The sequence below is a fragment of the Nitratireductor sp. GCM10026969 genome (assembly GCF_042660605.1).
Taxonomy (GTDB): Bacteria; Pseudomonadota; Alphaproteobacteria; order Rhizobiales; family Rhizobiaceae; genus Chelativorans.
The window spans coordinates 14,651-36,605 of the sequence record NZ_JBHSUM010000024.1; the positions used below are offsets into that span (position 1 = coordinate 14,651).

Annotated in this window: 26 protein-coding genes; 16 read left to right on the forward strand and 10 right to left on the reverse strand. The window is 65.8% G+C overall.

Annotation, left to right across the window (positions count from 1 at the left end):
- The first annotated feature begins 12 nt into the window (after window positions 1-12).
- The 6 genes from ACFP9U_RS07970 to ACFP9U_RS07995 all read left to right on the forward strand — a co-directional run bounded on the left by ACFP9U_RS07970 (window position 13) and on the right by ACFP9U_RS07995 (window position 5,957).
- Complete coding sequence (locus ACFP9U_RS07970) at window positions 13-600, forward strand: cytochrome c oxidase assembly protein (RefSeq protein ID WP_378620405.1); 588 nt, start codon at window positions 13-15, stop codon at window positions 598-600.
- Between the two features lies 1 nt (window position 601).
- Window positions 602-1,759: a c-type cytochrome gene (locus ACFP9U_RS07975; RefSeq protein WP_378620406.1), complete on the forward strand. Its 1,158-nt coding sequence runs from the start codon at window positions 602-604 to the stop codon at window positions 1,757-1,759.
- Window positions 1,756-2,757 (forward strand): cytochrome c oxidase subunit II, encoded by a 1,002-nt coding sequence (gene coxB, locus ACFP9U_RS07980; RefSeq protein ID WP_378620408.1) that lies wholly within the window; start codon window positions 1,756-1,758, stop codon window positions 2,755-2,757. The genes ACFP9U_RS07975 and coxB overlap by 4 nt, the downstream gene beginning before the upstream one ends.
- A 4-nt stretch (window positions 2,758-2,761) precedes the next feature.
- On the forward strand, window positions 2,762-5,299 hold the full coding sequence (gene ctaD, locus ACFP9U_RS07985; protein ID WP_378620410.1) for a cytochrome c oxidase subunit I: 2,538 nt from the start codon (window positions 2,762-2,764) through the stop codon (window positions 5,297-5,299).
- Between the two features lie 10 nt (window positions 5,300-5,309).
- Window positions 5,310-5,684: a hypothetical protein gene (locus ACFP9U_RS07990; protein WP_378620411.1), complete on the forward strand. Its 375-nt coding sequence runs from the start codon at window positions 5,310-5,312 to the stop codon at window positions 5,682-5,684.
- 93 nt (window positions 5,685-5,777) lie between these two features.
- A complete protein-coding gene (locus tag ACFP9U_RS07995) occupies window positions 5,778-5,957 on the forward strand; it encodes a hypothetical protein (RefSeq protein ID WP_378620413.1) in 180 nt (59 codons plus the stop codon).
- A 15-nt stretch (window positions 5,958-5,972) separates the two neighbouring features.
- On the opposite strand, the gene ACFP9U_RS08000 is transcribed toward ACFP9U_RS07995, so the two are convergent.
- Window positions 5,973-6,401 carry a DUF2267 domain-containing protein gene (locus ACFP9U_RS08000; protein ID WP_378620414.1) on the reverse strand — a complete coding sequence of 143 codons (429 nt, stop codon included), beginning with the start codon at window positions 6,399-6,401 and terminating at the stop codon, window positions 5,973-5,975.
- Between the two features lie 204 nt (window positions 6,402-6,605).
- Here ACFP9U_RS08000 and ACFP9U_RS08005 point away from each other — a divergent pair, with 204 nt between their 5' ends.
- Together ACFP9U_RS08005 and ACFP9U_RS08010 are read left to right on the forward strand one after the other, a co-directional pair.
- Window positions 6,606-7,058 carry a CBS domain-containing protein gene (locus ACFP9U_RS08005; RefSeq protein ID WP_378620416.1) on the forward strand — a complete coding sequence of 151 codons (453 nt, stop codon included), beginning with the start codon at window positions 6,606-6,608 and terminating at the stop codon, window positions 7,056-7,058.
- 37 nt (window positions 7,059-7,095) lie between these two features.
- A complete protein-coding gene (locus ACFP9U_RS08010) occupies window positions 7,096-7,386 on the forward strand; it encodes a hypothetical protein (protein WP_378620417.1) in 291 nt (96 codons plus the stop codon).
- Between the two features lie 6 nt (window positions 7,387-7,392).
- On the opposite strand, the gene ACFP9U_RS08015 is transcribed toward ACFP9U_RS08010, so the two are convergent.
- The 4 genes from ACFP9U_RS08015 to ACFP9U_RS08030 all read right to left on the reverse strand — a co-directional run bounded on the left by ACFP9U_RS08015 (window position 7,393) and on the right by ACFP9U_RS08030 (window position 10,017).
- Window positions 7,393-7,677 carry a hypothetical protein gene (locus ACFP9U_RS08015; RefSeq protein WP_378620419.1) on the reverse strand — a complete coding sequence of 95 codons (285 nt, stop codon included), beginning with the start codon at window positions 7,675-7,677 and terminating at the stop codon, window positions 7,393-7,395.
- A 19-nt stretch (window positions 7,678-7,696) separates the two neighbouring features.
- On the reverse strand, window positions 7,697-8,737 hold the full coding sequence (locus tag ACFP9U_RS08020; protein ID WP_378620420.1) for a Gfo/Idh/MocA family protein: 1,041 nt from the start codon (window positions 8,735-8,737) through the stop codon (window positions 7,697-7,699).
- Window positions 8,734-9,690 carry an MDR/zinc-dependent alcohol dehydrogenase-like family protein gene (locus ACFP9U_RS08025; protein WP_378620422.1) on the reverse strand — a complete coding sequence of 319 codons (957 nt, stop codon included), beginning with the start codon at window positions 9,688-9,690 and terminating at the stop codon, window positions 8,734-8,736. Before ACFP9U_RS08025 ends, ACFP9U_RS08020 begins: the two co-directional genes overlap by 4 nt.
- Window positions 9,691-9,837: 147 nt before the next feature.
- Window positions 9,838-10,017 carry a hypothetical protein gene (locus tag ACFP9U_RS08030; RefSeq protein ID WP_378620423.1) on the reverse strand — a complete coding sequence of 60 codons (180 nt, stop codon included), beginning with the start codon at window positions 10,015-10,017 and terminating at the stop codon, window positions 9,838-9,840.
- 114 nt (window positions 10,018-10,131) lie between these two features.
- Here ACFP9U_RS08030 and ACFP9U_RS08035 point away from each other — a divergent pair, with 114 nt between their 5' ends.
- Window positions 10,132-10,401 (forward strand): hypothetical protein, encoded by a 270-nt coding sequence (locus ACFP9U_RS08035; RefSeq protein ID WP_378620425.1) that lies wholly within the window; start codon window positions 10,132-10,134, stop codon window positions 10,399-10,401.
- A 6-nt stretch (window positions 10,402-10,407) separates the two neighbouring features.
- Here ACFP9U_RS08035 and ACFP9U_RS08040 read toward each other — a convergent pair whose 3' ends face one another.
- The 4 genes from ACFP9U_RS08040 to ACFP9U_RS08055 form a co-directional block, all read right to left on the reverse strand.
- The gene (locus ACFP9U_RS08040; RefSeq protein WP_322452892.1) at window positions 10,408-10,707 is read right to left on the reverse strand and encodes a hypothetical protein; all 300 of its coding nucleotides are present in this window, start codon (window positions 10,705-10,707) and stop codon (window positions 10,408-10,410) included.
- Window positions 10,704-11,846, reverse strand: a complete 1,143-nt coding sequence (locus tag ACFP9U_RS08045; protein ID WP_378620426.1) for a mechanosensitive ion channel family protein — start codon at window positions 11,844-11,846, stop codon at window positions 10,704-10,706. Before ACFP9U_RS08045 ends, ACFP9U_RS08040 begins: the two co-directional genes overlap by 4 nt.
- A 43-nt stretch (window positions 11,847-11,889) precedes the next feature.
- On the reverse strand, window positions 11,890-13,266 hold the full coding sequence (locus tag ACFP9U_RS08050) for a UDP-glucose dehydrogenase family protein (protein ID WP_378620429.1): 1,377 nt from the start codon (window positions 13,264-13,266) through the stop codon (window positions 11,890-11,892).
- 151 nt (window positions 13,267-13,417) lie between these two features.
- A complete protein-coding gene (locus ACFP9U_RS08055) occupies window positions 13,418-13,690 on the reverse strand; it encodes a hypothetical protein (RefSeq protein ID WP_378620430.1) in 273 nt (90 codons plus the stop codon).
- A 203-nt stretch (window positions 13,691-13,893) separates the two neighbouring features.
- Here ACFP9U_RS08055 and ACFP9U_RS08060 point away from each other — a divergent pair, with 203 nt between their 5' ends.
- From ACFP9U_RS08060 to ACFP9U_RS08090, 7 genes are read left to right on the forward strand one after another with little or no spacing between them, the layout of a single operon-like run.
- Window positions 13,894-15,003 (forward strand): NAD-dependent epimerase/dehydratase family protein, encoded by a 1,110-nt coding sequence (locus ACFP9U_RS08060; RefSeq protein ID WP_378620433.1) that lies wholly within the window; start codon window positions 13,894-13,896, stop codon window positions 15,001-15,003.
- Window positions 15,000-16,076, forward strand: coding sequence for an NAD-dependent epimerase/dehydratase family protein (locus tag ACFP9U_RS08065; protein WP_378620436.1), 1,077 nt, complete (start codon window positions 15,000-15,002; stop codon window positions 16,074-16,076). Before ACFP9U_RS08060 ends, ACFP9U_RS08065 begins: the two co-directional genes overlap by 4 nt.
- The gene (locus tag ACFP9U_RS08070) at window positions 16,073-17,227 is read left to right on the forward strand and encodes a glycosyltransferase family 4 protein (RefSeq protein ID WP_378620437.1); all 1,155 of its coding nucleotides are present in this window, start codon (window positions 16,073-16,075) and stop codon (window positions 17,225-17,227) included. Before ACFP9U_RS08065 ends, ACFP9U_RS08070 begins: the two co-directional genes overlap by 4 nt.
- Before the next feature lies 1 nt (window position 17,228).
- Window positions 17,229-18,359 (forward strand): CgeB family protein, encoded by a 1,131-nt coding sequence (locus ACFP9U_RS08075; RefSeq protein ID WP_378620440.1) that lies wholly within the window; start codon window positions 17,229-17,231, stop codon window positions 18,357-18,359.
- On the forward strand, window positions 18,356-19,453 hold the full coding sequence (locus ACFP9U_RS08080; RefSeq protein ID WP_378620441.1) for a CgeB family protein: 1,098 nt from the start codon (window positions 18,356-18,358) through the stop codon (window positions 19,451-19,453). Before ACFP9U_RS08075 ends, ACFP9U_RS08080 begins: the two co-directional genes overlap by 4 nt.
- Window positions 19,450-20,547: a CgeB family protein gene (locus ACFP9U_RS08085; RefSeq protein ID WP_378620442.1), complete on the forward strand. Its 1,098-nt coding sequence runs from the start codon at window positions 19,450-19,452 to the stop codon at window positions 20,545-20,547. The genes ACFP9U_RS08080 and ACFP9U_RS08085 overlap by 4 nt, the downstream gene beginning before the upstream one ends.
- A 28-nt stretch (window positions 20,548-20,575) precedes the next feature.
- Window positions 20,576-21,595: a UDP-glucuronic acid decarboxylase family protein gene (locus ACFP9U_RS08090; RefSeq protein ID WP_378620444.1), complete on the forward strand. Its 1,020-nt coding sequence runs from the start codon at window positions 20,576-20,578 to the stop codon at window positions 21,593-21,595.
- Between the two features lie 20 nt (window positions 21,596-21,615).
- Here ACFP9U_RS08090 and ACFP9U_RS08095 read toward each other — a convergent pair whose 3' ends face one another.
- The gene (locus tag ACFP9U_RS08095; RefSeq protein WP_378620446.1) at window positions 21,616-21,831 is read right to left on the reverse strand and encodes a hypothetical protein; all 216 of its coding nucleotides are present in this window, start codon (window positions 21,829-21,831) and stop codon (window positions 21,616-21,618) included.
- Between the last annotated feature and the right edge of the window lie 124 nt (window positions 21,832-21,955).

Genomic DNA, 21,955 nt, shown 5'->3' on the forward strand with positions numbered 1-21,955 from the left:
GGTTCAGGCGACATGATGGAAGCTGCCGGCTTTTTAACCGAGCACATGGTTACGCATATCCTGGCGATGAACGTCGGGGCGCCGCTCGCGGTGCTCGCGTGGCGCCTGTGGAGAGGCAGCGGGCCTGCGCCAGGCTATGCGTGTTGGATCGGGCCGGCGGCGCTCGTCCAGATCACGCTTTTGTGGGCGTGGCATCTTCCCGCACCGATGGCGTTTGCGCTCGGCACGCCAGGCGGCACAATGCTGATGCACGGCACGCTTGTACTTTCCGCACTCTGGTTCTGGCGCGCCGTCCTTGAGGAAGCGGAGGAGGCACGCTGGCGGGCGCTGGGGGCGCTGGCCATCACGGGCAAGCTGTTCTGCCTGTTGGGTGCGCTGCTCACCTTCGCACCGCGCGTTCTTTATTCGCGGGCCGCCGAAATCCACATGGGCGGGCCCGTTTCCGCTGCCGCGTTGCTGCCCGACCAGCAGCTTGCCGGACTTTTGATGCTGATCGCCTGTCCACTCACCTATGTCCTTGCCGGCGTGGTGATCGCCGCGCGCTGGATCCGCGACATCGAACGCCGGTCGCCAACCTATTTGCCGGAAGAAAGCCGCTGAGATGCGCTGGATCTCGCTGCCGGGCTGGGAAGCGCTGCTTTTCGGCGTCGTTATTGCTGTCGTCGGCGGTCTCCTCCTGGGCGGGATCTTTGTCCTTTCGGGCGTCTACAATGTCGGCGCGGCGGTGCGCCATTTCGATGCCACCAATGCCGTGATCCGGCTCACGCTGCGCCGGTCGGTGGAGACCCACAGCTTCGGCGTCGGCGACCCGCCCGATCTCTCCGAAGAAGCTCTGGCGCGGCTTGGTGCGCGGCATTTCGCGCTGGGCTGTGCACCGTGCCACGCCTCGCCGGCCGCAACGCAGAACCCGGTTGCCGCGGAGATGTATCCAGCTCCTCCACCCTTGTCGCGGGCGGTCGAGCACTGGGAAACCAAGGAGCTCTTCTGGATCGTCGACAACGGGCTGAAATTCACCGGCATGCCTGCCTGGCCGGGGCGAGAGCGCGTCGAGGAGGTCTGGGCGCTGGTCGCGTTCCTGGAGCGTCTGCCGGAAATGGATGCCGAGACCTATGCGGAAATGACGGGCCTGGATACGCAAGAGATTGCCGGCGCCACCCGTTTCGAGTTCGGCCAGGATCTCGAGACGGCGGATGTGGCCGCCATGTGCGACACCTGCCACGGCGCACCGGGTGCGGCGCCGGTCCACCCGCTTGCAGCGCGGCTCTCGGGACAGAAGCCCGAGTACATGGAGCGTGCGCTCGTTGAATATTCGCAAAATCGGCGCCAGAGCGGAATCATGGAAACCGTGGCGTCCGAGCTCGGAGAAGGACAGATGGAAGCGCTGGCCCGCCGCTATGCCGAGCGTGAGAGCGAACCAATACTGTCACCCGGTGCATTGGATCCGGAGGCGGTGCGCCGCGGCCAGACAATAGCGTTGCGCGGCGCGCCAGAGGGCAACGTTCCCGCGTGCCTCTCCTGTCACAGCACCGCGACCTCCGGGCAGTTTCCGCGGCTCGACGGGCTCCCGGCGGAATATATCGCGACGCAGCTTTCACTTTTCAGCAGCGGAGTCCGTTCGGGCACCGTCTATGCGGACATCATGGCACCCGTCGCTGACAGATTGAGCCAACAGCAGATTGAGGACGTCGCCGCCTATTTCGCATCCCTCGGTACATCGGGCGGCGCGGCGGAAACGTCGGCCAGGGAGGCTGCGCGATGAGGCAGGCCGCACGGTTGCTCCTTCGCATCATGGTTCATGCACCCGTTGCGGCGACAGCCGGATGCGCCGGAGTACAGTCCGTGCTGTCGCCGAGCGGCGTGGAGGCCTTGCAAATCGATCCGCTGTTGTGGACCGCTACCTGGGTTGGCGTCGTCGTGACCTTCATCGTCCTCGTGCTGGTGGCGATCGCCCTTTACGGACCGGCACGCTGGCGCTCACGCCTGGCGAGCGACTGGGTGGTGATCGGCGGCGGCATCGTCTTTCCGGTGACGGTGCTCACCGGCCTTTTCGTCTATGCACTCGTCGTCATGCAGGCGGGAATGGTGCGCAGCCAGGCAGCGGACGCGGACATGGTGACCATCGTCGGCAAACGCTGGTGGTGGGAAGTCACCTACGCCACGGCCGACGGCGAGGAAGTGGTGAGCGCCAATGAATTGCGCCTGCCGGTCGGGCGCCCGGTGCGCCTGCAGCTTGAATCCGACAACGTCATCCACAGCTTCTGGGCGCCGAAGCTCGCCGGCAAGCTCGACATGATCCCCGGGCGCACCAACGAACTCGTGGTGGAGGTGAGCGAGCCCGGGGTCAGCCGCGCCCAGTGCGCCGAATATTGCGGCGGGGCACACGCGCTCATGGCGCTCTACGTGGTGGCGATGCCGGAAGACGAATACGATGCCTGGCTGACACAAGAGGCGGAGCCGGCGCGCGAACCGCAGACGGAACAGCAGGAGCGTGGGCGCACGCTTTTCCTCGAGAACGGCTGCGGTGCCTGCCATCGCGTCAGGGGCATCGGAGCCAGGGGTGAGATCGGTCCGGATCTCACCCATGTCGGCGGCCGCCTCTCGCTGGCGGCGGCGGCGTTGCCGAACGACCGCGAGGCCTTTGCGCGCTGGATCGCCGACAACCAGCAAATCAAGCCGGAGAACCTGATGCCGCCCTTCGAACAGTTTTCGCAGGAGGAGTTGTCGGCGCTCGCAGCCTATCTGGAAAGCCTGGAGTAGGTGCATGGAGCAGGAAACCAAGCTGCCGAACGAGGCACCGAGGCCCGAGGGCGAACTGGAGGAGCTCGAGCGCGTCTGGGCGACGCCCAAGGGCTTCCGTATCGTCACGGCAGTCAACAATACGGTGGTCGGTATCGCCTATGTCGGCGGCGCCTTCGTCTTTTTCCTCGCCGCCGGCGTCCTGGCGCTTCTCATGCGCACGCAGCTTGCCGTGCCGGAGAACGACTTTCTGAGCCAGGACCTCTACAACCAGATCTTCACCGTCCACGGCACCACCATGATGTTCCTCTTCGCGGTGCCGGCGGTGGAGGCGCTGGGCGTCCTCCTCCTGCCGCAGATGCTGGCGGCGCGCGACCTTCCCTTCCCGCGGCTTTCGGCCTTCGCCATCTGGGCCTATTTCGTCGGCGGCACGGTGTTCTTCCTCACGGTCTTCTTCGACCTTGCCCCGAAGGGCGGCTGGTTCATGTATCCGCCGCTGACGCTGCTCGAATTCTCGCCTGAAAACAACGCCGATTTCTGGCTGCTCGGCATTGGCTTCATCGAGATTTCCGCCATCGCCGGGGCGATCGAGATCATCGTCGGGGCGCTGCGCACCCGCCCGCCGGGCATGTCGCTGGCCAGAATGCCCATCTTCGCATGGTCGATGCTGGTCTTCGCGGCGATGATCATTGTCGCCTTCCCGGCCGTCATCCTCGCCACCATGCTTCTGGAGATCGAGCGCGCATTCGGCTGGCCGTTCTTCACCGCCGACAAGGGCGGCGACCCGCTCCTGTGGCAGCATCTCTTCTGGTTCTTCGGCCACCCGGAGGTCTACATCATCTTCTTGCCGGCGGCGGGACTTGTCTCGATGATCGTGCCGACCATGGCGCGGCATCCGCTGGTCGGCTACCGGCTGATCGTGGTCGCCCTCATCGGGACGGCCTTCTTCTCCTTCGGGCTGTGGGTGCATCACATGTTCGCGACGGGCATTCCCTCCCTCAGTCTGGGATTCTTCTCGGCCGCCAGCATGGCCGTCGCCATTCCCTCGGGCATCCAGGTCTTTTCCTGGATCGCCACCATTGCCGCCGGCAAGGAGCGTTTCCGCATTAACACGCCGTCGCTCTTCGTGCTCGGCTTCCTCTTTATTTTCACCGTGGGCGGGCTGACGGGCGTAATGGTGGCGCTGGTCCCCGTCGACTGGCAGGTACACGACACCTATTTCGTGGTCGCGCACTTCCACTATGTCCTCGTCGGCGGCATGGTTTTCCCGCTCTTTGCGACCTTCTACTACTGGGCGCCGATGGCGAGCAGCACCATGCTGTCCGAGCGGTTGGGGCGCTGGGTCTTCTGGCTGATGTTTCTCGGCTTCAACGTCTCCTTCTTCCCCATGCACCTGACCGGTCTGATCGGCATGCCGCGCCGCGTCTGGACCTATCCGGACGATCTCGGCTGGAACGGGCTCAACATGATCTCGACCGTGGGAGCCTATATGCTGGCGGTGGGCGTCCTCGTGTTCGTGATCGACCTCGTCCTGCACTTCCGGCCGTCCGCTGCCGGGGGGAAGGGCAATCCGTGGGATGCGGGCACGCTCGAATGGCTGCCGGGCGGCGTTTATTCCACGCGCAGCATCCCTTACGTCACCAGTCGGGAGCCGCTGTGGGACCAGCCGAACCTCACCCGCGAGGTCGAGGAGGGACGGCACTTTCTGCCGGGGGCGCCCACGGGCGGGCGGGAGACCATCGTCACCAGCCCGATCGACGCCCGGCCGCAATACATCATTCGCATGCCGGGGCCCGGCTGGCCGCAGATGGTGGCTGCGGTTTTCATGGCCGGCTTCTTCCTGCTTCTGACGGTCAAGCTGGTGGTGCCGGCCCTCATATGCGGCGTCATTTCGGTCGCTTCCTGCATCGTCTGGGCATGGGGGCTCGATCACGGACCGGGCACGGGGCCGGTGGATATCGGCGCCGGCATCAAGGTGCCGACCTATATGACCGGTCCGACGTCACATTCCTGGTGGGCGATGTTCGTCCTCATCATCGTCGCTTCCTCGCTCTACATCGCCTATGTCTTCTCCTATTTCTATCTCTGGGTCGTTTCGCCCGACATCTGGGCCCCTGAGGGCTCTCCCGCCTTGCCGCAGCCTCTGCTGCCATTCGCCTCGGCGCTGCTGGTCGTCGGCGGCGCGGCTTCGATGTTCGCGGGCGGGCGCCTTCTGCCGGCCCCGGGCACCCGGCGTGTGCTGGCGCCGGTGTTCATCGCCATCGGCGCCGTATGCCTTGCTTCCGCCGTAGCGCTGGAAGCCTGGGGGCACTGGACGACGGGGCTGCGCCCCACGGCGAACGCCTATGGGGCGATGGTCTATATGGCGAGCTTCCTCAATCTGCAGGTGGGCCTCGCATGCGTCGTTTTGGCCGGTTTCGCCATCGCGCGTTACGTTGCCGGCAAGCTCGACAATGTGCGCCGCCTCAGCTTCGACAACGCGGCGCTGCTCTACTATTACGCGGCGGCACAGATCCTGCTCGGACTCGTGGTCATCCACGGCTTTCCGCGCATCGCATATTGAGGAGGCAGGGATGGCGGAACTGCACCATGCAGAACGCGAGCCCTCCGTGGTCGTGATGCTCGCTTATTTGATGCTGGGGCCGCTGGTATGGGGACTGCACCTTCTCGTCGTCTATGGCGCGCACACGCTCGTCTGCGCGCTCGGCGGCGCGCCATCGGTCTCCACAACGATCCTTCTGGCCGCAACGGCGGTGGCCTTCGTGCCGCTGGCGCTCGCCGTCCTCCTGCAGCGCCGCACCGGCCGCTTGTTCGGGATCGGCGACGAGACGGACGACCGACGGGTCTATGATGCAATCTCCCGGATCCTCTGCCTCCTGTCGCTTTTCGGCATCGCGTGGTCGGGGATCGCCATGGTGGCCCTGTCTTCCTGCGCGCAAGGGCGATGAAAGACCGGTCCGGCAGGGAACCTCGGCGGGCCTTGGCGATTGGGTGCGGGAATGACGGCCATGGCCGTCCTCCGGTACCAAAGAGTTACGATGATGTCGAAGCGGGAAAGCAAGATCGACCGATTGTCACGGGAACAGACGAGAGAGTTTCTGCGCCGGTCGTCGCTTACCTATCTGGAGTGTTGCATCAGCCTCATGCTGACGCATCTGACGCGTGAGGAAGTGGCCGCTGTCCTGGAACGGGAAGCGGAGATGGTGCGTGAGCTGGGTTAGAGTCCGTCGGCGACCTCAGGACGGGTTGGCCACGCGCCGGATGTCCTCGGGCAAGGCCTGCCATACCTTCTGAGCCTGGCCGCCTTCGATGTGGCGGTCGAGCACGCGGCAGACGACACGGAACGCGTCTTCGGCGCCCACGGGCCGCGTCGTTGAAAGCTCGTCGGCGATCCCGGACAGGAACTCGTCGAGCGAACGCACCTTTTCCGGTGTTTTCGACGGCTGATAGCGGTCGTAATAGGTGCCGCGCACGAGGAGCGGCAGTTGGGCTCCGAGGTGAGCGGCGAGTTCCGGCGAAAGCCGGTCGCGAAGGCCGCGCAACACGGCGCCCAGCACATGCCAGGCGAACTGACGGTCGGGCCCCAGTTCGTCCATGATCTCATCCAGCCAGATATTCGTGGTCTGCAGCGTCCTGTCGATGACGTCGAGCCCGGTCGCGGTCATGGTTCCGTTCCTCTTCGCGGGTTTGATGAAAGCCGTTTTCTTCAGCCAATCCAACCGGAGGCCGGCGTCGATTGTTCCAAGCCCGGTGGGCGGCGGAAACACGGGAAAATCCGTGCACCCCCGGAACATTCGGCGGCGAGGTCCCGTTTGATTCGGTGAGCTTGCACGCATCGAGCCAGGCAAATCCGGCAAAGGAGTTCAGCCATGAAAGTCAGCGAGGAGATGACGCGCGACGTGCGCGTGGCCAATCCCGACGAGACGATCCAGGAAGCCGCCAGGGTCATGGCCGAAATGGACGTGGGCGCACTTCCGGTGGGCGACAACGATCGGCTGGTCGGCATGATCACCGACCGCGATATCGCCATCCGCGCGGTGGCACAGGGCCAGGGGCCGACCGCGCTTGTCGGCGACGTGATGACACGCGACGTCAAATACTGCTTCGAGGACGAGGACACCGATCACATCGCCCGCAACATGGCGGACCAGCAGATCCGGCGCATCCCCGTCGTCAACCGCGACAAGCGCCTGGTGGGAATCCTGTCGCTTGGCGACATGGCCATCACCGAAGGACTGCGCCCGTCCGGCGAAGCGCTGACCGGCATCTCGCGACCCGGCGGGCGTCACACCCAGACGGGCGACAGCGAGGCGCAGCCGTGAGCGCGGCCTCGCCTTGCCAACACAAGGGAGCATCGGGATGAGCAAAGAGAAGAACAAGAAGCATCCGCCCGAGGACGTCTCCGAGGAGGCGCCTGAACGGGCGGGGCAGGACTGGGACGAGGTGAAAGGCGTCGAGTTCACACCCGAAGACGCCGAAGGCGAGGCGGTCCCCTTCGACCGTGCCGGCAGGGTGCGTACCGACGAGCACTACGGCGAGGGCAAGGACAATCCCTATCAGCAAAGCGACGAGGCCTTGCCGGACGAGAAGGAGGAAGAGGTCTTCCGGCGCAACAATGCGCGCGAGGGCGGACGCTTCGACGAGGTCTGAAAGGCGTCAGCTCTCGCGCAGTTCCGAAAACCGCGCCCGAACCTCTTCGAGGATCAGCCGAAATTCGCGCGTCGAGCCGCCTTCGATGGCCAGCGCCGTGCCGGTCGGGACGGCGCCGGGGTCTTCTTGGTGATCCTGGAACTGCACGTGCTCCTCGAGCGTCTCGATGATCCCGGTTGCCGAGTGCCGCCAGCAGGTCTCCAGATAGGCGATATGGGCGGCGATGATGGCCAGCGTCTCGCGCTGGGCGTTGAGCCGGCCTTCGAGTTCGTCGGTGGGCAGATGGGACATGGGTGAGCCTCCCTTGCGCTCAGCTTTCCTGTGGCCTTCTCCCGTAGATGCGGTCGAGTATCTCCGCCACTGTAGCAAACTGTTCGGCTTGCGGATCGTAGCGATTGTTCATGGCAAGGCGCGTGGCCCATGCAACCGCGGCCCGGCCACCCCAGTCGTCCGGCGGCGCGGCCAGTCGCGTGCGCGCGGTTCCGTTGAAGAGCTCGGCCACGAAATCATAGAACGAGCCGTCGACATTGCTGAGCGTCGCCCCGCCCTCGGTGCCGTAGAAGGCGGCCGAGATCATGGCGTCCCGGCCGGCGTGCAGCCGCCAGGAGCAGGTGAGACGGACGACCGTGCCGGTTTCGAGCGTCAGCGTGGCGACGGCGAAGTCCTCGACGATGTCGGGATCTGGCGGCAAGGGCTTGCCGGCGTTGAAGAGATGGCTTTCGACCCTTGCGACCCCGGGGAAGTCGAGCGTCCAGAGCGCCAAATCCACCAGGTGCACGCCAAGGTCGATTACACAGCCGCCGCCGGAGATGGCGGGGTCGTAGAACCAGGGTTTGTCGGGGCCGTAGGCGTTGTGAAAGACGAGATCGACGGCATGGACGCGGCCAATGCCGCCTTCGGCGACGATCGGCCGAATCCGCCGCATTGCCTCGGTATGCCGATAGGACAGGTCGAGGCCGAGGAGCCTGTCCGCGGCCCTGGCGGCCGCAATGACCGCGTTCGCTTCTTCTGAACTCCGGCCGAGCGGCTTCTGGCAGAAGACCGGAATCCCGTGACCAAGAGCGGCGATCGCCTGCTCAGCATGGTTCGCGCTGGGCGTGGCGATGACGATCCCGTCCACCTCGGCGGCGAGCAGGTCCTCCAGCGTTTCCATGCGCTGCGCCGCCGGTGCGAGCTTGGCGGCTTCGTCTTGGCATTCGGGCGAGGGTTCGGCGATCACCGCGGCCTCGGCGATCCCGGAGTCCAGAAGGGCCTTCATGCGGTGCCGTCCGATCCAGCCGACGCCGAGGAAACCGAGGCGCGGCCGCTTACAGGCGGTTGTGCGTGCCTGGTCGCCAAGCGGGATGGTCATGGCATCCTCACCACCGCTTTGAGAAAGCCGTCCGGGCGGTCGCGGGTGGCGTCCAGCGCCTCGTCGGTTCGAACGAGCGGATAGGCGTGGGTAATCAGCGGCATGGGCTCGAGGCGGCCGGACAGGACCGCGTCGATGGCCTCGCGCATGCCGCTGATATAGGCCATGGGATCGCGCTCATGGGCGTTGATCACATCGAAGCCGCGCCAGTTCCAAAGCTGCATGTTGATCTCGCGCGGGCCGTCCTGGTGATAGCCGGCGATAACGAGCCGGCCGCCTTCGCCGGTCAGTTCGCCGGCGAGCGCCAGCGGCCATGCCTTGCCGGTCGCCTCCACAACGCGTTCGCAAAAGCGCCCGCCGGTGAGCGCTTCGACCTTTTCGACGATCCTTGCATGGTCGTCCATCGTGATCGTGCGCGCCGCGCCCATGCGGCGGGCCAGTTCCAGCGCGAAGGGGCGCCTTGAGATTGCGACCACACGGGCGCCGGTCTCGCTTGCAAGGCGGGTGAGGAGGGCACCCAGGAAGCCGATGCCGACGATGGCGACGGTCTGCCCCGCCCGAATGCCGGCACGGCGGAATATGTTCATCGCGCAGCCAAGCGGCTCGCCGGGAAAGGGCATGTCCTCCAGCGCTGGTGGGAGCGGGACGACATTCTCGGCCGGTCCCACGTCGAACTCGGCATAGCTGTTATAGAACAGGGTCGTGACGGGCTGTCCCGGTGCCAGGCCGGTCACGCCGGGGCCGAGCGCGTCGACGACACCCCACCCCTCATGCCCCAGGTCACCGGGGCGCGTGGGAAACGCCATCCAGTCCGGCCCGCTCCAGGGCTCCAGATTGGAGGCGCACACGCCGCAGCCCCTCAGGCGTACGCGGACCTCTCCCGGCTTCGGCTCCGGCAAGGGCACCTCGCGGATTTCCAGTTTTCCGGGACCGGTCAGGACGGCGGCTTGCATGGACTTGCGTGTGGAGAGGGAAGGAGGGGAGGATGCAGCGCGATGAAGCGTTTGTGACATTCCTGGTGCCCGATGTTCGACCGTTTGGAAGAAGAACAGGAGGAGGCGGAATTGGTTCCTTTCTGCCTGACATTCGGCAGAGGGGGCTCAGCTTGCGAGGATCGCGAGTAACAGCAGGGCGAGAAGCAGGAGGGCTCCCGTACCCAGGATGGCGCGCCGGCCCGGTCTGGCGAGATTGACGCGGCCCAGCCGTACATACCGGGCGGGATAGGCCGGCCCCGGGCCGTTTCCGCCGTCTTCGCGCCGCCTCTTCTCGTCGTCTGCCACCGAACGTCTCCTCGCCTTTATGCGTCAACACGTTCGCGGGTGCGTGCGTTCCACACGGGAACATTCGCCTCGGCCTCCGGTTTGAGCAAAAGCCACAGGTCTCGGGGAGCGCTTATGCCTGATAGAGCGAAAAGGAACGTCCGCCGGAAGCAGAAGCGCGGCACGCCGACGGAAAGCGACCGCCAGGTGCTCGAGCGCGCCGAACAGCCGACTGCGGCCGACGTGCCGGAGGTCGCCAATGTCGGCGGCGGCGAAAAGATCGAGCCCGTCGACCTCTCGCTTCACGGCGACGGAATCAATCACTGGCAGGACGAACTGCCCTCGCGGCGCAACGAACGCCGGGCGCGCGAGGGAAAGATTCCCTCGCGCAAGAAGAAGGGCTGACCGGCGTCAAGCGGTCTCGCCGCGGCGGCGCCCCACGCGGGTCGCGATTTCGGTATAGGCCGCGCTTGTTCCCGGCGCTTCGCGGCGATTGGCTTCGCGCAGAAAACGCAGCGGAAAGAGCACCGCCTCGACATTGGCATGCGAGATCTTCTCGGGACGTAGCCTGTCCGCCGCGAGCACCGCCTCCGCCTCGGCCAGAGCGGTATCGATCTCCTCGCTGCTGGCGATCTCCTTTTCGCGCATGATGCGGCACAGCGCCGACATGGCCATCAAAACGCCTTCCATCTGCAGATTGGCGGTGTTCATTGCGAGCCTCCCTCTCGGTTGAATTGCCGGCGTGCGGCCGAGACCCGGCCTGAGGGTTTGCCGCCCTCGGTCTCGGCGCGCACGCGCGGCAGCGCCTGCGGATAGTTCTGAACGAGAAATGCGACCAGAAGTTCACGGATGTTGCAGCGCAGTTCGAATGCGTTGCCTGAATTCGCGGCACTCGCCAGGATGCGCACCTCCATGGACGTTTCGCGCAGGTCCGTTACCTGCAGGGCGAAGACCTCGCCGTCCCAGAGCGGCGAGGCCTCGACGATCTCCCGCGCCTTTTCACGCAGCATGTCGAGCGGCACGGAAAAGTCCAGATAGAGCAGGACGATGCCGGTGAGCGCAGTCTCGTCGCGCGTCCAGTTCTGAAACGGCTGCTCGATGAAGTAGTTGAGCGGAATGATGAGGCGCCGACGGTCCCAGGCGCGCACCACGACATAGGTCGAGGTGATCTCCTCCACATTGCCGAACTCGCCCTCGACGATCAGTGCGTCGTTGATGCGGATCGGCTGCGTGATGGCGAGTTGGATGCCGGCGAAAAGGTTTTTCAGCATCGGCTGTAGCGCCAGGCCGACGATGATGCCTGCCGCACCGGCGGAGGCGAGCAGGCTAATGCCGTATTGGCGCACCGTATCGAAGGTCATCAGCATCGCACCGATACCGAGCACGATGATCAGCGTGCCGGCGATCCGTTGCAGAATGCGCGACTGGGTGATGTGCCTGCGCGCCAGGAACGGGTCGTCGGTCTGATGCTCGAAGCGCTGCAGATGCAGCGCCATAAAGGTGTTGAGCGCCAGTTGCGCGAGCCACATGAGGATGGCGACGAAGCCGATCAGCAATATGTGGTGAATCAGCGCCTGGCCTCCTTCCTTCAGCGGCGCCCAAGTCGCGCCGAGGGCGAGCCCGCCGAGGACGAAGGCAAGCCGCAGCGGGCGTCTGGTGCGCGCAACGAGCTGGTGCCAGAACAGCTCGTACGGCCGCACCAGGTGCAGGAGAATCCGGTGCAGGACCTGGTGCAGCACGAGCGCGACCGCAATCGCGACAAGCAGGATGACGAGCGAGACCAGCCAGCCCGGCGCCGCCTCGGTCAGAGCCGCAAGGTGTTCGGTTCCCTCGTTCAGCAGTTGGTCCATGCCTTTTCATAGCATAACACGCTGATTCTCGTCGCGTCGGGGGTTAGATGTGCCCCGGGGCGGCGATCCGGCGCGGCCATGTCTCCAGCGAGGAGACGTCGGCACGCTGTCTTGTGAAGACCGTCGACCGGCCGAGGCTTGCATAACGAAGCCCGTGGCGGGCGACCGTGCGTGGCTCGAAGAGGTTGCGGTAGTCGAAGAGGAAGTCGCCCGAGAGTGCCTTGGCGAGCCGTGCGAGGTCGAGTGCCCGATATTCCTCCCATTCGGTGAGGAGGACGACGGCGGCCGCATCCTTGCAGGCCTTGTAGGGACAATCGGACCACGTCACATCGCTCAGATGCGCGCGTGCGTTGAACGCGGCCTTGGGATCGTGGACGGTGACGCGCATCCCCGCTTCGCGGAGAAAAGGGATGATGGAGAGGGCAGCGGCTTCGCGCACGTCGTCGGTGTTGGCCTTGAAAGCCAGGCCGAGGACCGTCACCTTGCTGCCCGGCGCCAGCCGCGCCTCCTTGACGATACGCCGGGCGAGCGCCGTCTTGCGCTGGTCGTTTCGGGCGATCAGCGTCTCGATCAGCTTCTGCGGCGCGCCATACTGCCGCCCCGTGGCCGCGAAGGCGCGCGTGTCCTTGGGAAAGCACGAACCACCGAAGCCTGGGCCGGGCTGCAGGAAGCTGTCACCGATGCGATGGTCCAGACCGATGCCGCGCGTCACGTCCGCGATGTCGCCGCCGGCCTTTTCGCAAAGATCGGCGACGTCGTTGATGAAGCCGATTTTCATGGCCAGGAAAGCGTTGGCGGCATATTTGATGAGCTCGGCATTGCCCGTGCTGGTCACCACCATGGGGATCCCGATTTTCTCGAACGTACCGTAGATGGAACGCAGAAGCCGCCTGGAACGGGCATCATCGGCCCCCAGAACGATCCGGTCGGGCTCGGCGAAATCCCGCATCGCCGAGCCTTCGCGCAGGAATTCCGGATTCGAGGCCACCCGGATATCGAAGGCGCCGCGTTCACGGGCGATCATCTCCCGGACGCGCTGTGCCGTGCCGACCACCACGGTGGACTTGATGACGATGACGGCGCCGCGCTTCAGGTGCGGTGCGATCTGTCGGGCCGCCGAGAAGACATGGGTCAAGTCAATGCCGCCGGTCGGAGCCGACGGCGTGCCGACGGTAATGAAGACGGCGTCGGCCTCGCTGACGCTGGTTCGGATTTTCGAGGAGAAACGCAGGTGGCCGACGTCCACGGCCCGCCGCATCGCGTTCTCGAGACCCGGTTCGTAGATGGGAAGGTCAAACCGTTCCAGACGCGTGATGCGCCGGGAATCGATGTCATAGCAACACACATCATGGCCCATATTGGCCAGGCAGGTGCCGGTGGTCAGGCCCACATAGCCAGCGCCGATCATCGTGATTTGCATGCCGTTCTCCTGTGACGGTTACGGCCGCCTAACCACGGACCGGAGACGTTGTTCCCGCTGAAGAAGCTGAAGAAGGACGGAAGGGATTGAAACGTAAGGAGATATCGCGGCGGCGCGGCTTGCCGCGCCGCCTCGCAACGCATTTCGCGCGCTATTCAGAAGCTTGCCGGTCGACGAATTTGTTGAAGCGGCTGGTCTCTCCGCTGTCCGTTTTGTCCTGATGGAGGAAGGCAAGCTTCCGGTCCTCGAAGACACGGAAGAACTCGTCCCAGTCGATCTCCTCGAGGCTTTCTTCCGGCTCGCCGAAATCGATGCGCAGAATGCCGCCGGGCTCGGTGGTCTTCACGCGCGCAGGGCGGCCGTTCCGCATCTCGGCCCATTTTCGGATGGTGTCATGGTCGGTGGTGGTGCTGGCCTGGCTCATCGCTTTGGTTCCCGTATGTCGATGCGCGGCGCTCTGCACCGGCAGGCGCCACCTGTACGTTCAGCGAACACGATGCGGCCGGAAATTGTTCCTGCCGGCGAGGGGTGCGCGCTTCGCCGGCTCATCGTGCAGCGGGAACAAAAACCCCGTTTCGGTGTTTGAAAACCGTCACATACCTTCTTCATTGGTTTTCGGGAGCAACCGTGAGCAAGAAAGTCCTGGTTACCGGAGGCTGCGGTTTCATCGGCCGGCAGGTTGCGGAAGAGCTTTTGGATAACGGATATTCGGTTGTCGTTCTCGACAGCCTCGTCGAGCAGGTACACGGAGAGGCAAGAGCAGCCACACAGCAGAAGGTGGAGTATCGCTTCGGCGACGTACGCGACCCGCAGGCGGTGCGCGCCGCCCTTAGCGGCGTCGACATGGTGGTCCATCTCGCCGCGGAAGTGGGGGTGGGCCAGTCCATGTACGAGATTTCCCGCTACGTGGGCGCCAACGATCTGGGCACGGCCGTCCTGCTGGAATGTCTGATCGACCGGCCCGTCGAGCGCATTGTCGTCGCTTCCTCGATGAGCGTTTACGGTGAGGGGCTCTACCGGAGCAAGGACGGCGCCCGCTTCGATGCTGCGCGTCGGCGCAAGGAGCAGGTCCAGGCCGGCCAGTGGGAGCCGCTCCATGCGGATGGCCGGCCCATATCACCGGTCGCCACCGATGAGGAGAAGCCGGTGGACCTGGCGTCCATCTATGCGCTGACGAAATATGCCCAGGAGCGCGCCGTGCTGATCTTCGGCGAGGCCTACCCCGTCGAAGCGGTGGCGCTCAGGCTGTTCAACGTCTTCGGGCCGGGGCAGGCGCTTTCCAATCCCTATACGGGGGTGCTGGCCAATTTCGCCTCGCGGCTTGCCAATGGCGAACGGCCGCTTGTCTTCGAGGACGGGAACCAGAAGCGCGACTTCGTTCACGTGCGCGATGTTGCGCGCGCCTTCCGCCTGGCGCTCGAGCAGAAGCGTGCCGACGGCCAGGTGATCAATATCGGCAGCGGCAACGCCTATTCGATCCGCCAGGTGGCTGAGATCGTCGCCGAGGCGATGGAGGCCCCCGAGCTGGAGCCGGAGATCCTCGGCAAGGCGCGTGCGGGCGACATCCGCAACTGCTTTGCCGATATCTCCAAGGCGCGCGAATTGCTTGGCTTCAGGCCGCAGTACCGGCTGGAGGACACGGTTGGCGAGTTCGCCCGCTGGGTGCGTGACGTCGGCGCGGTAGACAACGCCGCCAAGATGCGCCGGCAGCTGGAGGAAAGGGGGCTGGTGTCATGACCGCCATTTCCGGAAAGGCAAGGCCGATCGTCATTTCCGGAGGCAGCGGTTTCATCGGCTGCAACCTGGCGCAAAGCTATCTGGCGGCCGGCGAGGACGTCGTCATCCTCGACAATCTGAGCCGGCCGGGCGTGGATCGGAACCTGGCATGGCTGCGGGAGGCGTACGGGGCCCGTGTCCATCCGCTCGTGGCGGACATACGCGACCTGCGGGCCATCGAGCCGGCCCTTGCAGATGCCAAGGCCGTTTTCCACCTTGCGGCGCAGACGGCGGTCACGACCAGCCTGCGTCAGCCTTTCGAGGACTTCGAGGTCAATGCCCGCGGCACGTTGAACGTGCTCGAGGCGGTGCGGCGCGGCGGCCGGTGGGTGCCCGTCATCTTCGCCAGCACCAACAAGGTCTACGGCGCGCTCGAGGATCTGGAGATGGTGGCGCTGGAAGACCGCTACGTCCCGGCGGCGGAGGACGTGCGGCGGCACGGAATCGGGGAAGAGCGCCCGCTTTCCTTCTGTACGCCCTACGGTTGCTCGAAGGGCGTGGCCGATCAGTATGTGCTCGACTATGCCGCCTCCTACGGCATCCCCACCGCCGTTTTGCGCATGAGCTGCATCTACGGTCCGCGCCAGTTCGGCACGGAGGATCAGGGTTGGGTCGCCCATTTCCTGATCCGGGCGTTGTCCGGCGCACCCATTTCCATCTTCGGCGACGGCAAACAGGTGCGCGACGTTCTGCACGTAGCCGATGCGGTGGCGGCCTACCGGGCGCTACTGGAGCGGATCCCGCAGGTGAACGGACAGACCTTCAACCTCGGCGGCGGGGTCGAAAACGCCGTCAGCCTGCGCATGGTTCTCGAGGAGATCCGCGACATTACCGGACGGGACCCGGCCGTGGAATGGAACGACTGGCGGCCGGGCGACCAGCACTATTTCGTCGCCGACACGCGGCGGTTGCAGCGTCAACTCGGGTGGAAGGCGAACACCGGCTGGCGCGACGGTTTGAGACAACTCGCGAAGTGGCTGCGAGAAGAACGCGGGCTGGGGCGGACGACCCAACAGGAAAGGCTGACGGCATGAACATGCTGCGAATGACGGGCGTGGCGAACAACGCGGCTCTGGATTTCCTGAGCCGCTACGGCGACGGGGAGCGGCGGCGCGTGTTGATGACGCTCGATGCCGTCGGCGGGGTCTGGCGTTATGCCGTCGAACTGGCGCGCGGGCTGCGTCCGCACGGCGTCGAGGTCGTGTTCGCCGGCCTCGGCCCGAAGCCGTCGCGCGAGAAGGTGGAAGAGATAAAGCCGCTGGGCGACGTCGTCTGGCTCGATGCGCCGCTCGACTGGATGGCGCGGGACGAAGGAGCCCTTGCACAGATCCCGTCGACCCTGGCGCGGCTGGCGGAAGAGGAGGGAGCGGACCTCCTGCACCTCAACCTGCCCACGCAGGCTGCCGGGCTCGATACGCGCCGTCCCGTGGTCGCGGTGTCCCATTCCTGCATGGTGACGTGGTGGAATGCCGTCCACGGCACGTCGCTGCCCGGCGAATGGGATTGGATCAAGCGGCTGAACACCGCCGGCATGGCGCGTGCCGATGCCGTCGTGTCACCCAGCGGCAGCTATGCTCAGGCGCTCGTGCGCTGCTACGGCGAGCAGCCGCTTCTCCACGTCGTGCACAACGGGATCAGCGCCTTTCTCCAGGGCGGCGAGAAGGAGCATTTCGTCTTTGGCGCCGGGCGCTGGTGGGACGAGGGCAAGAATGCGCGTGCGCTGGACCGTGCCGCGGCGAAGATCTCCTGGCCGATCATTCTCGCCGGCGCCGACGTAAGTCCCTCGGGCCAGAAAACCCGGCTTTCCCGTGTTCGCCTCCTCGGCGAGATACCGCACCGCAAGGTGTTGGCGCAGGTGCGGCAGGCGGCCATCGTCGTCTCTCCCTCGCTCTACGAGCCCTTCGGCCTGGCCGCACTCGAAGGTGCGCGTGCCGGGGCGGCGCTGGTCCTGTCGGATATCCCCACCTATCGCGAGCTGTGGAGCGAGGCTGCCCTTTTCTTCGATCCGCACGACCCGGACTCCCTGGCGGAGGCCGTCAACCGGCTCGTTAAGGACGAATCCCTGCGCCTCGAAATGGGCGCGCGGGCGCTTGCCCGATCGCGCCGCTTCACGCCCGATGTCCAGGCGCGGCGCATGGCCGAGCTCTACCGCGATCTGACCGACGCGCCGGTGGCGAGGGCCTGAGATGAAACTCGTCTTCTACACCCATTCGCTGGTTTCCGACTGGAATCATGGCAACGCCCATTTCCTGCGCGGTGTCATGCGTGAGTTGGTGCGGGAGGGCCACGACGTGCTGGCGCTGGAGCCGCAGGACGGCTGGAGCCGGAGCAACCTTGTAAGCGAGCAGGGCGAGGCGGCGCTGGAGCGCTTCCAAAGGGATTTTCCCGGCCTGGTCTCGCACGCCTATGACGCGGATTTCCCGCATGAAGCAGTGTTGGACGACGCCGATGTCGTGATCGTGCACGAATGGACGGATCCGGCGCTCATTGCCCGGATCGGCCGGGCACGGCGGGCCGGTGGCGATTTCACGCTCGCCTTCCACGATACCCATCACCGGGCGGTCTCGGCACGGCCGGAGATCGCCGGGCTGGATCTTGCCGACTACGATCTGATCCTCGCCTTCGGCGAAGCGCTCAGCGAGCGCTATCGCCGGGCCGGATGGGGCCGGCAGGTGGTCACCTGGCACGAGGCGGCCGACACCCGTCTTTTCCGCCCGCTTGCCGGGGAGGAAAAAGAATGTGACCTGATCTGGATCGGCAACTGGGGCGACGACGAGCGAACGGCCGAGATCCGCACCTTCCTCGTGGAGCCGGCGGCGCGGCTGGGGCTGAAGGGTACCGTGCGCGGCGTGCGTTATCCGGCGGAAGCGCGTGCGGCACTCGCCGAAGCGGGGCTTGCCTATGGCGGCTGGATCGCCAATGCCGATGTGCCGGCCGCCTTCGCGCGCCACCGAATGACGGTTCATATCCCGCGCCGACCATACGTGGAGGCGTTGCCGGGCATTCCCACCATCCGTGTTTTCGAGGCGCTGGCCTGCGGAATCCCGCTTGTTTCCGCGCCCTGGGACGACGCGGAGGGGCTGTTCCGCCCGGGCGAGGACTTTCTGTTCGCCCGCGACGGCGCGGAGATGGCCGCTCAGATGCGGCGGCTCATGGCCGATCCGGAACTGGCGGCCAGCCTGTCGGCGCACGGGCTCGAGACCATAGCCAAGCGGCATAGCTGCGCCCACCGGGTGGACGAGCTCTTCCAGCACCTTGCGGGCCACGGCACGCAGAAGGTGCGTTCGCAACTGGCGCCGAGGGAGGCCGCGGAATGACGAAGATCGCCTTTTACGGTTCGAGCCTGCTTTCTTCCTACTGGAACGGCGCGGCCACCTATTACCGGGGCCTCATCCGGCAGCTCGCCAAGCTCGGCTATCAGGTCACCTTCTACGAGCCCAACGTCTACGACCGGCAGAAGCATCGCGACATGGTTCCGCCCACCTGGTGCAAGGTGGTCGTCTACGAGGGCACGCGCGAGGCGCTGAAGGAGGCCGCGGCCGAGGCGCGCGAAGCCGATGTCGTCGTCAAGGCGAGCGGGGTCGGCTTCGAGGACGAGGCATTGATGGACCACGTGCTTTCGGCGGCGCGGCCGGATGCGCTGAAGATCTATTGGGACGTCGACGCGCCGGCGACGCTGGCGCAACTGGGGCAGGAACCGGACCACCCGTTGCACGGCCAACTGCAAAAGGTCGACCTGGTGCTCACCTATGGCGGGGGTGATCCCGTCGTCTACGGCTATCGCACCTTCGGTGCGCGGGCCTGCGTGCCCATCTATAATGCCCTCGATCCCGATACCCATCGTCCGGTACGCCCCGACGACCGCTTCGCGGCCGACCTCGCCTTCCTGGGCAATCGCCTGCCGGACCGCGAGGCGCGGGTCGAGACCTTTTTCCTCGATGCTGCGGCGAAGCTGCCCGACGCGGCATTCCTGCTCGGCGGATCGGGCTGGTGCGACAAGCCGATGCCTGCCAACGTGCGCTATATCGGCCATGTCTCCACGCGCGACCACAATTGCTTCAACGTCACGCCCAAGGCGGTGCTGAACATCAGCCGCGCCAGCATGGCGGCCAACGGCTATTCGCCGGCCACCCGGGTGTTCGAGGCAGCGGGGGCAGGCGCCTGCCTGATCACCGACGCCTGGACAGGCCTCGAGCTTTTCCTGAAGGAGGGTGAGGAGGTGCTTTCCGCACGCGATGGCCAGGACGTGGCGGACGCCGTCGCCTCCTTGACGCCGGCGCAGGCGGCGGAAATCGGCCGGCGCGCGCGTGCGCGCATCATGCGCGATCACACCTATGCCCATCGGGCCGCCGAGGTGCACCGCATCATCACCAGCCACATCTCACCGCGCCAGGTGGAGGCGGCTGAATGAGCAAGCCGCTCTCCATCGTCATTCTCGGCCTGTCATTATCGTCCTCATGGGGCAACGGACATGCCACGACTTACCGGGCCCTGCTGCGGGGGCTGAAGGAGGAAGGGCATCAGGTCTTGTTCCTGGAGCGCGACATGCCGTGGTACGCCCAGCACCGGGACATGCCGGATCCGGATTTCTGTCGCCTGGCCTATTACGACAGCCTTGCCGACCTGGACCGCTTCAAACCGGCGATCCGCAACGCCGATGCGGTTGTCGTCGGCTCATTCGTGCCGGAAGGCCGAGAGGTCATCGAACGGGTGGAGGAGATGCGGCCGCGACTCCTTGCCTTCTACGACATCGACACGCCGGTCACCCTTGCCGCGCTCGCGCGCGGGGAGGAGGAATTTCTGGCCCGTCGGCAGGTGCCGCGCTTCGACGTCTACTTCTCCTTTTCCGGCGGCAAGGTCCTCGACCGGCTGCGCTCGGAGGCGGGTGCCCGGCGGCCCGAGGCACTCTACTGCTCGGTGGATCCGGAGCACTACCGGCCCACCGGCGAGCCGCCGCGCTGGGACCTCGGCTATATCGGCACCTACAGTCCGGATCGCCAGCCGGTGCTGGAACGGCTCCTGATCGCCCCGGCGGGCCGCCTGCCGGACAAGCGCTTCGTGGTGGCCGGGGCGCAGTATCCGGACGATATCGACTGGCCCGCCAATGTCGAGCGCATCGAGCATCTGCCGCCGGAAGCGCACGCATCCTTCTACAGCCGGCAGCGTTTCACCCTCAACGCAACCCGCGCCGACATGGTGGCCGCGGGATGGTCGCCGAGCGTGCGGCTGTTCGAGGCCGGGGCCTGCATGGCGCCGATCATCAGCGATCGCTGGCCGGGCCTCGAAGAGCTCTTTCCCGACGGCGAAGCCATCCTGATCGCCGATAAGGCCGACGCGGTCGTCGATGCCCTCACGCGGATGCCGGAAGACGAACGGCTGGCCATGGCGAAAGCGGGTCGGGCGCTGGTTCTGAAAAGCCATACCGGGCGCGCGCGAGCGCGGGGCATGGTTCAGGCGCTGAAGGAAGCGGGGGCCGGCCAAGGCAGGCTCGCCAGAACGGGCTGAGGCGAGCCGACGAGAAAGGGATCGTTGCATGGATGCGGTGAATGTCGGAAAGGTGCGCAAGCGGGTGCTCGTCGCCGGAGGGGCGGGGTTCATAGGCTCGCATCTGTGCGACGCGCTCCTGGCCGACGGCCATGAGGTCGTCTGCGTCGACAGCTTCGTCACCGGCGTGCGCGCCAACATCGCGCCCCTCGGCAACCATCCCGCCTTCCGGCTCGTGCGGCAGGATATCTGCGAGCCGCTCGCGATCGATGAGTCCCTTGACGAGATCTACAATCTCGCCTGCGCGGCCTCGCCGCCGCGTTATCAGGCGGACCCGATCCACACCATGATGACCAGTGTCGTGGGCGCCGGCAATCTCCTGGCACTGGCCGTACGCCACGGGGCGCGGTTTCTCCAGGCTTCCACCAGCGAGATCTACGGCGATCCGGAGGTGCATCCCCAGCCGGAAGACTATCGCGGAAACGTAAATGCGACCGGGCCGCGCGCCTGCTACGACGAGGGCAAGAGGGCCGCCGAAGCCTTGTGTTTCGACTATCTGCGGCTCGGCCGGGCGGATGTGCGCGTGGCGCGTATCTTCAACACCTATGGGCCGCGCATGCGTGCCGATGACGGGCGCATCATCTCGAATTTCATCAACCAGGCGCTACGCGGCGAGCCGCTGACCGTCTACGGCACGGGAAAGCAGACGCGCTCCTTTTGCCATGTGAGCGACATGGTGGCCGGGCTCATGGCGCTCATGTGTGTCGAGCCGAACCCGAAGGCGCCGGTGAATCTCGGCAATCCCGGCGAGTTCACTGTTGGGGAACTGGCTGAAATGATTTGCAAGAGAGTGCCCGGGGCGGGGGCGGTGGTGTACCGGCCCTTGCCGGAGGACGACCCGCGCCGCCGGCGCCCGGACATATCACGGGCCCGCAATCTGCTGGGCTGGGAGCCTCGCATTCGCCTGTCGCAGGGGTTGGAGGAAACAATCGCCTGGTTCCGCCTGAAAAGCGAAGGCCGGCGGAAGCGCCGCCGCGATACCGACAGCACCTATCGGCAGACTGCCTGACCGGTGCGGCCCGGGAAACGTCACCTTTGGCCGGCTTGCCTGGCATGGCGCTCCGAGGGCTCGTCCTCTTCGGCGCGCTTGCGCACCAGCGCGTCCTGCAACCGCCTGGCAAGCTCGAGCAGTCTTTCGGGAACGGGTTCCTTCTCGATTTCCGACAAAAGCACCCGCACCTCAGGCGGAAAATCGCGAGCCGGCTTGCGCGCGGAGCCCGAGCGCGGATCGTTCTTGCCCTTCATAAAGTAAACCCCGTTCTTGCCCTTCCGCCCAGGTTTGCCGCTTCGTCGGGCTTTTGGCAACCGCCATCGCCGTAGCAGGTGCCCTTTCGCGCATGGGCACCGTCCGGCCCGTCATAGCGCATCG